Raw genomic sequence first — 17,476 nt, forward strand, 5'->3', positions numbered from 1 at the left:
ATATATGAATACTTCAAATTATTCCCTTTAGAAAACAAAGTCTAAATGGTTCATTACACTCTAATAGTTATAAAAACATAATATATAACTTTAGTTAAATAAATTATATAAAGAAGGTGTAAAAATGAAGAACAAAATAAATTTACAAATGCAAAATATAAGTTTTGTTATAATAATGGCTTTAGCGGTATGGTTAAAAACATATCTTATTACGCGATTCAGTTTTGATTTAAAAATCGAGTCTTCAACGCAAGAGCTCATTTTGTTTATTAGCCCTCTAGCCGCATCATTAGCATTTGTTGGATTAGCATTATTTGCAACTGGTGAAAAGCGAAATTATATAGCGCTCTGTATTAATTTCTTATTAACAATCGTGCTTGTTGGAAATGTAATGTTCTATGATTTTTATAGTGATTTCGTTACATTACCAGTACTTGGACAAACCTCAAACTTCGGCCAATTAGGCGGCAGTATTATAGAAATATTAAACTACAAAATTATACTCGCATTCGTAGACATTGTTTTCTTCTTTATTTTATTAAAAAAGAAATCATTGGTCTTTAAAACAGAACGTGTAACTCATTCTACGCGCTTGTTATACTTTCTTTTAACGATTGGTGTATTCTTTGCGAATCTACATCTTGCAGAAAAAGAGCGCCCTGAATTATTAACAAGATCATTCGACCGAGTCATGCTTGTCAAAAATTTAGGCTTATATACTCACCAAGTATATGACTTAACACTGCAAGTAAAAGCTGGGTCACAAAAAGCACTTGCTGATAGTAGTAAATTACAAGAAACTGAAAACTACGTAAAAGCAAATCAAAGCGAGCCAAACCCTAATATGTTTGGTGCAGCGAAAGGAAAAAACGTAATTGTCGTCACTCTTGAATCCTTGCAGACCTTCTTAATAGGCGCATCAGTGAACGGGCAAGAAGTTACACCATTCCTAAATGAATTCATAAATGAAAGTTATTACTTTGATAACTTTTTCCATCAAACTGGTCAAGGGAAAACATCTGATTCTGAATTTCTAATCGATACGTCGTTGTATCCATTAAATCGAGGAGCTGTATTCTTTACACACGGTAACAATGATTATACTGCAACTCCAGAAATTTTACGTCAGCAAGGTTATTTCACTTCTGTATTTCATGCGAATAACGCAACATTTTGGAATCGTAATATCATGTACTCTGCTCTTGGTTATGATCGTTACTATAATGAGCTTGATTACAAAATTACACCAGAAACAAATTTAAATTGGGGATTAAAAGATATCGAATACTTTGATCAATCAGTAGATATATTAAAAACTGTTAATCAACCATTCTATGCTCGTTTCCTTACTTTAACAAACCATTATCCATTTACGTATGATGAAGATACAAAATTCATTGAACCATACAACTCTGGTAATGGCGTATTTGATCGTTACATCGTAACAGCACGTTACTTAGACGAATCCATTAAAAAATTTATTGAGCGTTTAAAAGCTGAGGGAATGTATGATGATTCTATTATTGTTTTATATGGTGATCATTATGGCATTTCTGAAAAACATAATCGTGCAATGGCACAGTTTTTAGAAAAAGATCAAATAACAGAATTTGATACTCTGAATTTACAACGTACACCTTTATATATTCATATGCCTGGCCAAACAGAAGGTGAAACGATTTCAAAGCCTACAGGACAAATTGATATAAAACCTACTATTCTAAATTTACTTGGGATTGATACTACGAATGATATTCGTTTTGGCCATGATATGTTTTCAGATGAATATACTGGCTTTGTTGTTTTACGTGATGGTAGCTTCGTTACAGATAAGTATGCATACAAAAACAACACTTTCTACGACCGTATAACAGGTGAAATTGTAGATTTACCAAAAAAAGAAGCTCAAGCCCTCATTAAACGTGCCCAAAATGAATTACGAATGTCTGACAAAATTATTGAAGGCGATTTATTACGCTTCTCAGAAAGTAATAAGATTAAAACTGGTGAAGTACAAACTAAAATTAAAGAAACAGAAAAATAATCTATATATGAAAAAGGAGCAACTTATTACAGTTGCTCCCTTTTACTTTTATTCTACGCTTGTTTCTAAAGCTACATCCGTATAGGTGTTATCATTACCTATATTTAAAATTACTTCACATTGACGCAATCTCAATTCAAAGAGCATGATAGAATCATGATAGATTTCAGGATTTGATTTCATCTTATGTAATATCTCTTGTTTTTCTTGTATTTCTAAATGCGTGTTTTCTACAGCTTGCTTTAAAGAGTTAAATGGATTCCTAAAGAATATATTAATATCTCGCTCTTGTGTGTTTTCAAATAGCTCAAATTGCAAGAAAAATTTCTTCATAATAGAAGCCGTTACTTCAGTATAATCTTCATTTTCTACATACTGTTTGTATTTGTTATATAGCATAGATTTATTTTTAGGAAGAACTCCAAATAATTTACCAGCACTTTTCAGTAAAAATTGTGCTGGCGTAAATCGACGTAAAATATTTACTTCATCCATTTGTATTCTAGTCGTCATCCTGTCAGTATCTCTGCGCCAGTCATCAAGCACTTTAAAGTCACATTCTAACTGTATTCTATTTTCTCCAAATAGTGAATTAAGCCCTTCACTAAGTTCTTCTAAATACGTTTGACTTTGAAGAAGCTCATTATTAGAAGTTGCAATCCAATTTTGCATAGAAAGAGCCAGATTAGGTAACACAGTTTGTTCTAAATATTTATGCACTCTTTCATTCATTGCTTTATTTAGTTCCGTATCCATGTGCCCGAAATCACTTTCTTCACTAATTAAATTAGAACAGCTCTTTAATATCTTCGGAATATTTTCAGTAAGATCATTTGTAATTTCAGTCTTCATTGAACGATATGATTGTGTAATGAAATGAATTTTTTCCCTCTCAAATGTAGTAAGGTTATTAATGCTACCGTTTAGTTTCACTAGCATATCTTCATTCCAATTAATAGCATCTACCAGATTATTTTCTTTCTCAACACGTTTATCCAAAAGATATGTAATTGTTTTTCGAATGAAAAATAATAACTTTTCAGTACGTTCTGCATCGATATTTTTATGATTAAAGTTAAAATGAATAAACTCAGTTAAATCATTTAATTGTTGACTACTTGTATATAACGAGGAATAAGGGAAAATTCTCGCATACGGGAAATATGTGTTTATTCTCGTTGCCGTATCATGTAATACCCTTTTCACTTCTGCTTCACTGTAAATGTTATCGATTTTATTTAATAAGAAATGAATTTGTAAATTTGGCGTATGTTCTTGAATACTTAATAGAATGTCACGTTCTTTATCAGTAAAAGGTGAATCCGCATTCAATACGAACAGTAATTCGTCTACAGAATTTAAATATTCGAATATCTCATCTCTAGTGTCGTTATTCCTATTAAAGCCAGGTGTCACTACAAATGCAAGTTTATTTTCATTTAAAAATCTGCATGGTAATTTAAATTCAACACACGCTCTATCTCTATATGTTTGATGGTGCTGAGACATCATATTATGGTAATCAGAGACATCTTCCGTTGTTGTAATTGCTGAGTCTGTTATAGCGTTTATTTCTATATGAGCATCATTTTTTAAAACTACTACATTTGAAATTGATTTTTCTAATATATTTTCTCCTAATATAGAGTTAATAAATGTAGTTTTTCCGTTCCCTGAAGTTCCCGTTACTAAAATACGATTTGTTCTTAAATCTGCGAGCTCGTCAACTAACCATTTAAATCGGTGACCTATTTCTATATTCTGCTTTTGTGCCCACTGTGTAATAGATTCAAAAAGGTGTAAGCTGTACTCTAAGCCATTTACATGATTAATAGAATGTGACAGTAAGTTTTCCGCATGTTCTATATTTGCTGAATCTATTTTGGAAGGGAAAATCTCATCCCATGCCAATACAGCTGCAGATGGAAATACAGCATAAGATGGATTGACTACCTTTAACCAATTTGCTAACAGATTTGGTATGATATCGTTTAATTGTCTAAGCGTATATTGACCTTGAATTAATGCAAAGTACGTTTCTTCGTAAAGAGCAGAAACTTTGTTCCATATATCGGACGAATGTATTTCAATATGTAAGAAAAATTCATTTATTGTGTTAAGCCACAATAAGTAATTTTTTTCATTTTTATAACTGTTCCAGAGTGATGAAACCATTTGCGTAAATTGTACTTGATCTACATTATTTAATGTATCTAATGCATCATAAAAATAGTCTGGTGAAATATGTTTAGTAAACCCTTTATCGATATATCCTTTTAACACCTCAAACCAAGGATACGATTCTATGCGAATTAACTCATTCACAGCAAGCTCTACTGCACTATCAAAATCTTGCTGTTCCTCATAAAAGGAACGGGCAATTTTTGTGACATTCGGATAATCAGGATTTAAAGAAACTGCTTCTTTAATAACACCGAAAGCTGAGTCAAAATTATTTTGCTCAATGTAAAGAGAAAGTAATTGTAGTCTAATTTCGGTCATCAATATTTTATTATCAGTAGTAATAGAAGTATAAATATTTTCAGCAAATGATAACTGATTCAGTTCGAAATAAGCATCCGCAATATTTTTTTGTGCCCATGGTGCTAATTCATTACTAACCTTCTCCCATTTAAAAATAGCTGCTTCAAAATCTTGATGACGATAATAAAATTCACCTTGTGCAAAACGAATATAAGACCCATCAGAAATCTCATTTTTTTCTTCGTTTACATAAGCTTGTCCAAGTACGTCAAGAGTTGGTTTTGTTTCATTCTCCATTAGGAATGTTTCATAATACATCTTTTTTATTAATTGTTTTTCTAATCTCATCTTTTCCCCCACTATATCTTGAAAATACATTTTTAAGATATGTCAATACTTTTTGTATGTATGCTTTTTATCTTAACAAAGAATATCTTTTGGAAAATTTCATTTTCCTTTCATTTTTCAAGTTAGATTGAATTTTTATGAGAAAAGTTTCAGTTTTTTTTCAATTACCTTTCAGTTATGAAACAGCATTAAATGTTCCTAATAACCTAATAACACTATAATATTCCACATTATATTATCAAGAAAATCCCATATAAACCATATTATAAAAACAATCTATATTGAATTTATATACATAATTAACTGTGCTGTCAAACAAAAAAAACAACAATAGGAGCCAACAGCTATTCATACCATTTCTTTCTCAAATTGTTTTCCTTTAAAATGTTTCAGTAGTTATGTAATTAAATTCCATTAACCTATATAAATAACTAGTCCAAAAAATATCTATATGCATATCATGTTATAGTAAAGAATTTAGGAGATCCTAAAAGGAGGCATTTTCATGTTTGAAGATAAATCTAAAATAAATTACCCATATGAATTTACTGAAACTACAACAGTTCCTCTAAAGAACCCCATTGATAAAAAATTCAAGAACGGCACAGGTACACATAACTTCCCAATTAAGAAGCACTATAAAGAGCAAGTTCTATACACTGAAAAAATTAATAATAATAAAAATAAGTAATTGTATAGATCTTTATAACAATTAGCTAAATAAGAAGCAACATTCAACCATGCATAGTTATTTAGTTAGTAATGATACAATTCATGCACATTTTAAAAAGTGCTGTATACAGCGCTTTTTTATACATAGATAAATTTAAGCTAACACAACCAAGAAATAAACGGTAAAATTACTCCACCATATTCTCGTTTAACTATTAAATCTACATATGAAAAGGGAGCAACAGTAAATGTTGCTCCCTTTTGAAATATAATTTATTCACTCTACATAACCCTCTTAAACATCTTCTCCAACTCATAAGTAGAATGATGCACAAGAATCGGTCTTCCGTGTGGGCATGTGTATGGGTTTGTTGTTGTACGTAATTCTTCCAGTAAGGCAAATATTTGATCGTTCGTTAAATATTGATTCGCTTTAATGGATGCTTTACAGCTCATCATGATGGCTGCTTCTTCACGTAACTTTTTAATATCCACTTTTTTTAGTTTGACAACTTGCTCCATCATTTCATCGATAATTTCTGTTTCTTGTCCTTTCGGGAACCATGTTGGATGCGAGCGGACGATAAAGGATTGATGGCCGAATTGTTCTAAAAATAGCCCAACTTTTTTTAGTTCTTCTAACTGTTCTTCGACACGTAAAAATTCAGTAAGAGATAGATCAATACGGTACGGTACAAGTAACTCTTGTACTTCTTGCGCTACCCTTCCTACTTTATCACGGAAGTATTCATAATTAATACGTTCCTGCGCGGCATGCTGGTCAATCATATATAAGCCTTTATCATTTTGAGCGAAAATATATGTTCCATGCATTTGTCCAATTGGATAAAGCGGTGGTAAGTCATTCCCGTTCATTTCAATCTCTTTTATTTCCCGAACTTCTTCTTCTAATTCCTCTAGTTCAAAATCCTCTTCATTACTGTCCCACGATTTCTCTTCTTGAATTGGTTCTTCGATTATCGGTTTAGTGGATGGTTGCCAACTTTGTTCTTCTCTTATGAGCGACTGTGGTGGTTGCCATTCTTGTTTCGGCGGTTGCCACAGTTGTGGTGGCTGTTTCACAGCCTGCGGTTCTTCTTGTTTTGCATCCATGCCAGTTGGTAAAACAATGTCCGGCATAGATGGTTCTTTCGGCTTCGCATGCTCAAACTGGAACTGTTCTTGCACACTTTCGTCTTTTTCTTTTTTCTTCGTTGTTACGCCTGCATCTGGAATGAGCTGTATTTTTTTAAATGCAGCTTGCAATGTTTCTTCGATCAGCTTTAGCAATTCTTGTTCTTTACTAAAACGAACCTCTAACTTCGCTGGATGTACGTTAACGTCAACTAGCATTGGATCCATTTCAATCGATAAGAAGCCAATTGGATACCGGCCAACTGGCAGTAATGTATGGTAGCCTTGCTGAATTGCTTTCATTAGTACAAAGTTTCGAACGTAACGACCATTTACGATCGTTGACATATAATTACGAGATGCTCTCGTTACTTCTGGTAATGTTACATAGCCTTTAATTGTAAAGTCTAAAGATTCAGCTTCAATTGGAACAAGCTTCTTCGCAACTTGAATACTGTAAATCGATGCAAGTACTTGTCTTACATCACCGTTACCTGATGTATGAAGCAATTTCTTTTCATTATGAAACAGTTTTAACGATACTTCTGGATGTGACATTGCAATACGATACACGATATCTGTAATATTCCCGAGCTCCGTATGAATGGTTTTCATATATTTAAGACGCGCTGGTGTATTAAAGAATAAGTTTTGTACTGTAATATCTGTTCCTTTTCGGCTCGCAGTCTTCTCTTGCTTTATAATGTCTCCACCTTTAATTATGAGGTGTGTACCAGGCGCATCACCTGTGCTAGTAATTAATTCTAATTCACTAACAGAGGCAATACTCGGCAATGCCTCACCGCGGAAACCGAGTGTTCTTATGCGAAACAGATCGTTTTCATCTTTAATTTTACTCGTCGCATGGCGTTCAAAAGCGACGATACAGTCTTCTTCTGCAATACCATCACCGTTATCAATGATACGAATTTTCGATAACCCAGCTTCTTCTAAGTGGATTTCAATAGATGTACTATTCGCATCGATAGAATTTTCCACAAGTTCTTTTACGACTGAAGCAGGGCGCTCTACTACTTCCCCTGCCGCAATTAAGTTAGAGAGTTGGTCATCGAGTTTGCGAATTTTCCCCATCTACTTACTCATCCTTTCTTTAACTTTTTCTGTAAGCGATACAATTCGTTCATCGCTTCTAAAGGTGTCATATCAAGTAAATCGATTTTTTTAATTTGCGCCAATACTGCTGTTTCTTTTTGATCTAGCAGAGGTTTGTCTTGTTTCTTCGAAGACTGTTCTCCTCCAAAGAAAGATAGTTGCGATTCTTCTTCAGTCTCTACTTTCGTTTCCTGTATTTCTGCTATTTCCTCTTTTACAACTACAGGTTCTGGAGCAGCTTCTTGTACTTTCACTTCTACTCGTTTTGGAATAATAATTTCTTCCTGTCCTTCTAGCTGTGCTAACACTTCTTTCGCGCGGGCGATTAAGCTATCTGGAAGCTCTGCAAGTTGCGCAACGTGAATTCCGTAACTTTTATCAGCTGCCCCGTCTTGAATTTTATGAAGGAATACTACTTTTCCATTCTCTTCAATTGCTGAAACGTGTACATTTTTCAGTTGATCTAAACTCTCTTCTAACACAGTCAATTCATGATAATGCGTAGAGAATAACGTTTTTGCACCAATTTGGTCATGAATATGTTCAATGATTGCTTGTGCAAGTGCCATACCATCATAGGTAGATGTACCTCGTCCAATTTCATCGAATAAAATTAAACTTCTTTCTGATGCGTTTGCAATTGCATTTTTCGCTTCTAACATTTCGACCATAAATGTACTTTGACCTGATATTAAATCATCCGCTGCACCAATTCTCGTAAAGATTTGATCAAATACAGGTAATACTGCTTCTGTTGCTGGTACGAAACAACCGATTTGCGACATAACAGTTACAAGTGCTAATTGTCTCATATACGTACTTTTACCAGACATGTTCGGTCCTGTAATTAAAAAGACATCCATCTTCTCTGGCATAATACAATCATTCGGTACATACAATTTCCCGTTCAATACTTTTTCAACGACAGGATGACGACCATCTTTAATAAAGATTTCACGCTTCGTTGTTAGTACAGGTTTTACAAACTGTTCTTCTTCACTAACTGTCGCAAAACTTTGCAGTACGTCTAATTCACTAATTACTTTTGCTAAATGTTGTAATTTCGGAATAAATACTTTTACTTCTTCACGAAGCGCTGTAAATAAATCGTATTCTAGTTGTACAATTTTTTCTTCTGCTTCTAAAATTAACGTTTCTTTTTCTTTCAGTTCATCTGTAATGAAACGTTCAGCATTAGCAAGCGTCTGTTTACGTTCATAGCGACCTTCTGGAAGTGCTGCAAGATTCGCTTTCGTTACTTCAATGTAGTAACCGAAAATACGGTTGTATCCGATTTTTAACGATTTAATTCCAGTAATATCACGTTCTCTTTTTTCAAGCTCAGCAATCCACGTTTTCCCGTTTTTACTCACGTAACGATATTGATCAAGCTTGTCATTATAACCATCTTTAATAATATCTCCATCTTTAATTGAAAGCGGTGGGTTTTCTTGAATACTTCTTCCTAGTAATTCTGTTAAGCTTTCACATGGATCTGCACCTTGAATTAATCTCGATGCATAAGCGTTATCTAACAAACTAATTGCTTCTAAAATAGCTGGCACTTGAAGTAATGAACGTCTTAATTGTAATAAGTCTCTTGCATTTACGTTACCAAATGCAACTTTTCCTGCTAAGCGTTCTAAATCATATACTTCTTTTAACTTTTCTTTTAAATCTTCACGTAAGAAGTAATCATTTACAAACGTTTCAACCATTTCTAAACGCTCTTCAATTCTTTCTTTCTGTATAAGTGGACGTTCCATCCACTGTTTTAACATACGACCACCCATAGCTGTTTTCGTCTTGTCCAATAACCATAATAGTGATCCTGTTTTTTCTTTCGTCCGAAGTGTTTCTGTCAGTTCTAAGTTTCGCTTTGAATGTACATCAATTTTCATAAATTGATTCGTATAATAAATTTCTACTGGTTGCAAATGATCTAAAGAACGTTTTTGCGTTCTTATTACATAGTTAAATAAACGTCCAACTGCTTTAATTAATTTTGCTTGTGAAACATTTTTCACAAGATGTTCTAATCCTTCCGGAATTGCCGTTGCATCTTCATACGAAATCGTCATTTTCAATGTTTCAGTTAACTTGTTTAGTTCATCTTTAGAAAATGAAGAATCAACAACAATTTCTTTCGAACCAGTTGCATACACTTCTAATAAAATATCTTCTACTGAACCAGTCAGTAACGTTACTGTATTTTGTCCAGTCGTTAAGTCGTTACAAGCTAATGCATATGATCCATCTTCAAAATGTGTTAATGCGGCTAAGAAGTTGTTTTCTTTCTCATCAATTGTACGCCCTTCCATCATCGTTCCTGGCGTAATTAATTGTACTACTTCACGACGTACTACACCTTTAGCTGTTTTCGGATCTTCTACTTGCTCACAAACAGCTACTTTATATCCTTTTTCAACAAGTTGTTCAATATAGTTTTTAGCCGCATGATATGGTACACCGCACATTGGTATACGTTCACTACTACCACCATCTCGGCTCGTTAATGTAATTTCAAGTTCATGGGCTGCTTTAACAGCATCCTCAAAGAACATTTCATAAAAATCGCCTAAGCGAAAAAATAAAAAGGCATCTTGATAATCTGCCTTAACCTTTAAATATTGCTGTATCATAGGCGTATATTGAGTCATACTTTTCCTCCATAATTCTTACATGATAATCTATTTTCATATATGTCGCATTTCACGGACACTCTTATCTCCTATTTCAGGAGTCTTTCTTCATTATAACATATTTCATAAAGAATCATGTTCATTCAGCGCCACTTATGTAAAGTAAAAAGCTAGGAAGAACTTCTCCCTAGCTTTCTATTACTCTTCTTCTGCATCAACGATAAAGTTCGGATCTAATTCTTCAAATTCATCATCAGCAATTTGGAAATCATCATCTGATTCTACGCAACCTTCAGGATTTACACTTACACAAATTTTCGTTTCTCCAACTACTTCTGTTACAAATTCACGTTCTACAGTTACAACAATTTTATTACCATTTGGTGATACAAGTGCTTCTAAACAATTTGGCGGCTGAATAACACGAGCAATAATTTCTAAATCGTCACCAGAAAAGTTTTTATCACGATAACCAATACTTACTTCGTCCGTGTAGTTCACACGTTCTGTTACAACTTCAGTCTTTGTATTTCCATCAAATGAATACCAAGTGTTCACATCATAGAAACCTTCAATTTCCACATGTTTTCCATTCTTTCTTGCTTCGTACGAGTGGTTAATTACCCAGCACCCTAAAATACTTGTTGGCTCATTATTCGATTCACATGTATGCGTTGACTTTGTATACTTACGTCCTTTTCCAACCACTGCTTTTGTAATAATCTCTCTAAATTCGGACATTCGTAACCCTCCTCAATCACTATTCACTTAATCATATGCGTGACAATAGCGGAATGTGTCATTCTTTTTTTTGAGAAGACCTTACGTTTAATCCACAAAAAAAGAGATGTCAATATGACATCTCTTTAACAACCACAATTTCCTTTTTTACTTTCTACTGCTGCGCCAGTTTCACCCTTTAGTACATCGCCACCAGTTGAAATTAATATTTCATCTGTTACGTTGTTAGAAATTGTACTAGCAACTAACTGTAATAAGTCATTTACGTATGTTTGTGAAGATTTAAATTGTTGTACGACTGGAATACTGTCTAACTTATCTTGCAATGCATCAATTTCAGCTTCTACCTTTTTTAAAGCTTCCCATTTCCCGTAATGTTGCAAGTTTACTGCTTGTTTTTGCAGTGCTTTAATTTCATCGATTGCGCGCTTTACATTTTCATTTTTATGAATTTGCGCCTCTGCTTTCTTAAAAAAATCAACTTCTTCTGTTTCAGAAATCATTTTTGCTAATTCTTTCGCTTGTTCAACAATGTCATCTTTCGAATATACTTTCATCTATTATTTCACCTCAATCGGCTCTTCAACTAATTCCCCGTTAAGAGACCAAGTTTTTGCTTCCGTTATTTTTACTTTCACAAGCTGACCAATTAAAGATTTTGAAGCGACGAAGTTTACAAGTTTATTCGTACGAGTATAACCTGCAAGTACTTCCGGATTATTTTTACTTTCCCCATCAACTAACACTTCTACAATTTGACCTTTGTAACGACTATTCTTTTCAATTGCCAACGTATTTACTAGTGTATTTAAGCGTTGAAGACGTTCTTTCTTTACTTCCATCGGTACATTATCTTTCATTTTTGCTGCTGGTGTACCTTCGCGAGGAGAGTAAATGAATGTAAAGGCAGTATCAAACCCTACTTCACGATATAACGACATCGTTTCTTCAAATTGCTCATCTGTTTCATTTGGAAAACCAACGATAATATCTGTTGTTAATACTGCATCTGGAATTGCTTCTTTAATTTTTCTTACAAGTTCTAAATAATGCTCACGCGAATATTTACGTGCCATAATTTTCAGCATATCCGTACTTCCAGATTGAACTGGTAAATGGATATGTTCTACTAGGTTGCCACCTTTGCCAAGCACTTCAATTAAGTGATCATCGAAATCACGTGGATGGCTCGTTGTAAAACGAATACGGGCAATATCAACTTTACGAAGTTCGTCCATTAAATCGCCAAGACCGTATTCTATATCTTCAAAGTCTTTACCATATGCATTTACGTTTTGACCAAGTAAAGTAATTTCTTTATAACCATTTGCAGCTAAATGACGAATCTCTTGGATAATATCTTCTGGACGTCTACTTCGCTCTTTTCCGCGTGTATACGGTACAATACAATACGTACAGAATTTATCACAGCCATACATAATATTTACCCAAGCTTTAATATCACCACGACGTACTTTCGGAAGGTTTTCAATTACGTCACCTTCTTTTGACCATACTTCAACTACCGTCTCTTTCGAGAACATCGCATCTTTTAGAATGTACGGTAATCTATGAATATTATGCGTTCCAAATACCATATCTACATGCTGATTTTTTTGCATAATTTTATTTACAACAGATTCCTCTTGAGACATACAACCACATACACCAATTAAAAGGTCTGGATTTCTTCGTTTGAGTGACTTTAAATGGCCTAGCTCACCAAACACCTTATTTTCAGCATTTTCACGAATTGCACAAGTGTTTAATAAAACTACATCTGCATCCTCAGTTGAAAAAGTTGGTTCATATCCAAGTGCGGTGAAAATGCCTGCCATTACTTCCGTATCATGCTCATTCATTTGACAACCATATGTACGAATATAGAACTTTCTTCCTGTACCAAAATTGCGAAACTCTTCAGGTAAGCCAAAATCCCGTTCAATTTTAACTTCTTCTTTCCCGCGCTTTTTCGCATCCTTTAAGGAAGGTGGTTGATATACACTTTCAAAGTATTTACTATAATCTTTCTCTTCTTTTTTCGTAGAGGAATTTGCTTGTTGACTTGCTAATCGTTGTTGCTCGTTCATTGGTAATCTCCTTTCACCCTTAACTATACATACTCTATAGTCCATTTTAATGCGCCTAGACTCACCTCAAAAATGGTTAGATAGCTTGAGAGATAACTTGTCCTTTGAAACTTGAGTAATCAATCTAATCATTCATAAGAATGAAGTCTTCCCCACGCAAATAGACATTCCCTTTTTATCATTTCTTGTTGTCCTACCAAAAAGCATATTGCTTTATCCCTATAAACATTACCATAGTATGATGTATTTCGCCAATTTTAACAATAAAGAGGCCCTTTATTATCTTACATTTCATAAGCAATGAACTTGCCATTTTCATACAACGATTTATATATTATTTTATCATTCTGAATTTTCTAAGTAAATAAGACTACCCTATATTTTTGTACATAAAAAAAGGTTACCAAATCGGCAACCTCCTCTTCTTACATTACATAAATTCAGCAACAAGCTCATCAAACATTTTCTGATCCATATTTAAATCAGATTTCACTAAAGGCTCTTCACTATAGCCTTTAACAAGTTCTTGATATGATGGTTGCTTAGTATTTTGATAAATTAACCCTGTTACTAAACCGTTATTTTCCATTAAAGTTTGCATAGCCATCATGCGATTAGATGGATCATATCCCTCTACTGTGCTTAGTTTCGTTAAATTCTCTTTAAACCAATCGTAAGTATTTACTTTATTGTAAGTAACACATGGGCTAAATACGTTAATTAATGAAAATCCTTTATGGTTAATACCAGCTTCAATAATTTGTGTTAATTCTTTTAAATCACTCGAAAAGCTTTGCGCCACAAATGTCGCACCAGCTGTTAAGGCCATTTCCATTACATTTAGTGATGGTTCAATTGAACCTTGTGGTGTGCTTTTCGTTTTAAATCCAGCTTCACTACGTGGTGAAGTTTGCCCTTTTGTTAATCCGTAAATTTGGTTATCCATTACGATGTACGTAATGTCGATATTACGACGAATAGAATGGATTGTATGACCCATACCAATCGCAAATCCATCACCGTCACCACCTGAAGCGATAACTGTTAAATCACGATTTGCCATTTTCACACCTTGCGCAATTGGAAGGGCACGACCATGAATACTATGCACACCATATGAATTAATATAACCTGAAATACGGCCTGAACAGCCGATACCAGAAATAACAGCAAGTTCATCTGGATTTAGGCCAACGTTAGCTGCCGCACGTTGAATTGCAGCTTGCACTGAGAAGTCTCCGCAACCTGGGCACCAGTTTGGCTTTACACTGTTACGAAAGTCCTTAAATGTTGCCATTTAATACAACCCCTTTTTTGCATTCGTTGTAAATCTCTTTCGGCAAGAATGGGTTTCCATCATATTTTAAAAGACTAGAAATTTTCTCACCATTACCAAGATTCATTTTCATAATGTTAGCAAGCTGACCTGTTGCATTATTTTCTACTACTACAACACGCTTCGCCTTTTTCACAAGTGGATCGATTTCAGCTGTTGGGAACGGGTGAATTAAACGCACATGAGCATGGTTTACTTTCATACCCTCTTGTTCTAAACGCGTCATTGCCTCTTCGATCGCACCACGAGTTGAGTTAAATCCAACAAGCAATACGTCTGCTTCTTCATGCTTAACATTTTTATAAACAGGGGTATTAAACTTCAAGTTCTCCATTTTACGGAAACGTTTGTCCATTTGATCTTTACGGTTTATTGCTGATTCCGATGGTTTTCCAGTTTCATCATGTTCTACACCTGTAACATGGTGAACACCATTTTTCATACCAGGTAAAACACGTGGTGAAACGCCGTCTTCTGTTACTTCATAACGCTTGAAGTATGCTTTATTTTCACGTTCTGGTAATTCTACTTCTAAATCAAGCTTACCACGACGAATTTCCACTTTATCTAATTTAAGTGGTTCTACTGTTTGTTTTCCTAAAGAAAGCTGTAAATCTGTTAAGAAAATAACAGGAACTTGATATTCTTCAGATAAGTTAAATGCTTCTACAATGTCATAGAAAGCTTCTTCAACTGTACTTGGCGCCATTACGATTTTTGGAATTTCACCATGCGTACCGTAAATCATCGCCATTAAGTCAGACTGTTCTTGCTTAGTTGGTAATCCTGTACTTGGGCCGCCACGTTGTGTATCAACAATTACTAATGGAGTTTCTGTAATACCTGCTAAACCGATTGCTTCCATCATTAATGAAAGACCTGGACCAGCAGATGCCGTTAATGTACGAACACCAGCATAGTTTGCACCGATTGCCATTGTACAAGCTGCGATTTCATCCTCAGTTTGGATTACTGTTCCGCCGACTTTCGGTAATTTTTTAATTAAGTATTCCATAATTTCTGATGCAGGTGTGATTGGGTATGCTGACATAAAACGAGCACCACCAGCTACCGCACCAAATGCGATTGCATCGTTCCCAATCATAAACATGCGTTTTTTACCATCAGCTTTTTCAAGCTGCATCATGTTTACTTTCTCACCTAGTAATTCTTTCATATATTGAGAGCCACGTTTAATTGCGTCCATATTCTTTTGAACGACTTGCTCTCCTTTACGACCAAAGATTTCTTCAACAACATCTAAATAAGCTGTTTCATCTAATCCTAATACTGCACTTGACGCTCCAACAGCAACCATGTTTTTCATTAATGATGTGCCTAATTCTGAAGCAATATCTGTAAACGGTATCACATATAGATTTACATCTGTATTGTCGGGTATTGTTGGATTAAATTTCGCATCTGCAACTACAATTCCACCTGGACGTAGTTCGTGGAAGTTAAAATCAATTGTTTCTTGGTCAAAAGCAATTAAAATATCTAAATCATCTGAGATCGCGCGTACTTCTGTTGTACTTACACGAATTTTATTATTTGTATGGCCGCCTTTTATACGTGATGAGAAGTGGCGGTAACCGTATAGGTAATATCCTAATCGGTTTAATGCAATACAGAAGATTTCTCCTGTACTTTCAATTCCTTCACCTTGTTGGCCTCCAACTTTCCATGAAAGTTGACTAATCATCTCCTACACCCCTTTTGGCTGCATTCATTGTAGTGTATTTTTTTACAGTAATAGTTTAGCATTTTTTATGCAAATAAACTACAACGGACGCAAATTATGCCTCTTCTGATTTCCCTGAATCTTTAGTATAAAGCTATTTTGTTTTTCATTCTAGTATTAGGTCTTAAAAAAAGCAATAAAATCAAATGAATTAATTTTAATTTTTCTGAATTTTAAACCAAAACTTAAAAACTCATATGTTCTACAAAATTATCATATAAAAATCGTTCTACAGTAGATGCAGCATAGTGTTTACAAAGCTCATTCATTACATTTTCATAATCTCGATAAACTGATACATTTACAACTGTTTCTAAAATCCCATCAAAATCTGAACCAAATCCTATATTGTACTCTCCACCTAATGAACAAATATATTCGATATGTCTTACTATATCTGTTATATTTGCTTCATTTTCATTCGTTAGAAACTGCGGTACAAAAGTGACACCGATCATGCCATTTTTCTTTATAAGAGCTTTAAGTTGTTCATCGTTTAAATTACGTGGGTGCTCGCAAAGTTTCATACAATTTGAGTGGGAAGCAATAGGATTTTTTGCAATCTCTATAACATCCCAAAAACTTCTTTCATTCAGATGAGACACATCAGTCCATACATGTAGCGCATTCAGTTCTTGTACAACCTGTTTACCAAAATTCGTTAAACCCGCCCCACGTGTCTCTAGCGCACCATCAGCTAAGAGATTGGCATAATTCCATGTTAGTCCAAAAGAACGTACTCCTAGGCGATACAACAACCGTAATTTCATTGCTTCTTTTCCAATTGCTTCGCATCCTTCTAGTGTTAATATCGCTCCAACCTCGTCCTGTTTTAACATGTTAATATCATCTTTTGTCTGAATAAACTTTACACCTGGTAGGGATAAAATTTCATTATAAAAAATATCTACCATTTGTAATGCTGCTTCAAATCGGTTTTCATATGCCACTGTTTCTGGTACATATATAGCAAAACATTGTATACTTCCTTTTCTTCTCTTTAACTGTTCAAATGTAATATGTAATTGTGAATCATCGTTAAAATTCCTTTTCCCTTGTGCACTCCATAACTGAAGAAGCACGTCACAATGAGCATCAAAAATTTTCATTTTCATTCCTCCATTATAA

Annotated in this window: 11 protein-coding genes; 2 read left to right on the plus strand and 9 right to left on the minus strand. The window is 34.2% G+C overall.

Features of this window, described 5'->3' with window-relative positions; translation table 11 throughout:
- Positions 1 to 124: 124 nt before the first annotated feature.
- On the plus strand, positions 125 to 2,044 hold the full coding sequence (locus tag DN401_RS17640; RefSeq protein ID WP_000791030.1) for an LTA synthase family protein: 1,920 nt from the start codon (positions 125 to 127) through the stop codon (positions 2,042 to 2,044).
- 48 nt (positions 2,045 to 2,092) lie between these two features.
- Here DN401_RS17640 and DN401_RS17645 read toward each other — a convergent pair whose 3' ends face one another.
- On the minus strand, positions 2,093 to 4,876 hold the full coding sequence (locus DN401_RS17645) for a dynamin family protein (protein ID WP_001235314.1): 2,784 nt from the start codon (positions 4,874 to 4,876) through the stop codon (positions 2,093 to 2,095).
- 505 nt (positions 4,877 to 5,381) lie between these two features.
- On the opposite strand from DN401_RS17645, the gene DN401_RS17650 reads away from it, so the two are divergent.
- The gene (locus DN401_RS17650) at positions 5,382 to 5,567 is read left to right on the plus strand and encodes a hypothetical protein (protein ID WP_000461138.1); all 186 of its coding nucleotides are present in this window, start codon (positions 5,382 to 5,384) and stop codon (positions 5,565 to 5,567) included.
- Between the two features lie 263 nt (positions 5,568 to 5,830).
- Here the strand turns inward: DN401_RS17650 and mutL are convergent, their stop codons facing one another.
- The 8 genes from mutL to DN401_RS17690 all read right to left on the minus strand — a co-directional run bounded on the left by mutL (position 5,831) and on the right by DN401_RS17690 (position 17,457).
- Positions 5,831 to 7,774: a DNA mismatch repair endonuclease MutL gene (mutL, locus tag DN401_RS17655; protein ID WP_000516465.1), complete on the minus strand. Its 1,944-nt coding sequence runs from the start codon at positions 7,772 to 7,774 to the stop codon at positions 5,831 to 5,833.
- A gap of 8 nt (positions 7,775 to 7,782) precedes the next feature.
- Complete coding sequence (mutS, locus tag DN401_RS17660) at positions 7,783 to 10,455, minus strand: DNA mismatch repair protein MutS (protein WP_000196021.1); 2,673 nt, start codon at positions 10,453 to 10,455, stop codon at positions 7,783 to 7,785.
- A gap of 180 nt (positions 10,456 to 10,635) precedes the next feature.
- Positions 10,636 to 11,178 (minus strand): outer spore coat protein CotE, encoded by a 543-nt coding sequence (gene cotE / locus DN401_RS17665; RefSeq protein WP_001288799.1) that lies wholly within the window; start codon positions 11,176 to 11,178, stop codon positions 10,636 to 10,638.
- A gap of 125 nt (positions 11,179 to 11,303) precedes the next feature.
- A complete protein-coding gene (locus tag DN401_RS17670) occupies positions 11,304 to 11,735 on the minus strand; it encodes a YlbF/YmcA family competence regulator (protein WP_000870461.1) in 432 nt (143 codons plus the stop codon).
- Between the two features lie 3 nt (positions 11,736 to 11,738).
- Positions 11,739 to 13,268 carry a tRNA (N6-isopentenyl adenosine(37)-C2)-methylthiotransferase MiaB gene (miaB, locus tag DN401_RS17675; RefSeq protein WP_001005386.1) on the minus strand — a complete coding sequence of 510 codons (1,530 nt, stop codon included), beginning with the start codon at positions 13,266 to 13,268 and terminating at the stop codon, positions 11,739 to 11,741.
- 430 nt (positions 13,269 to 13,698) lie between these two features.
- Complete coding sequence (locus DN401_RS17680) at positions 13,699 to 14,565, minus strand: 2-oxoacid:ferredoxin oxidoreductase subunit beta (protein ID WP_000190155.1); 867 nt, start codon at positions 14,563 to 14,565, stop codon at positions 13,699 to 13,701.
- A complete protein-coding gene (locus DN401_RS17685) occupies positions 14,552 to 16,309 on the minus strand; it encodes a 2-oxoacid:acceptor oxidoreductase subunit alpha (RefSeq protein WP_000625418.1) in 1,758 nt (585 codons plus the stop codon). Before DN401_RS17685 ends, DN401_RS17680 begins: the two co-directional genes overlap by 14 nt.
- A 224-nt stretch (positions 16,310 to 16,533) precedes the next feature.
- Positions 16,534 to 17,457, minus strand: coding sequence for a dipeptidase (locus tag DN401_RS17690; protein WP_000688045.1), 924 nt, complete (start codon positions 17,455 to 17,457; stop codon positions 16,534 to 16,536).
- Positions 17,458 to 17,476: the final 19 nt, after the last annotated feature.

The organism is Bacillus sp. BF2-3 (assembly GCF_008368795.1).
GTDB classification, from domain to species: Bacteria; Bacillota; Bacilli; order Bacillales; family Bacillaceae_G; genus Bacillus_A; species Bacillus_A cereus.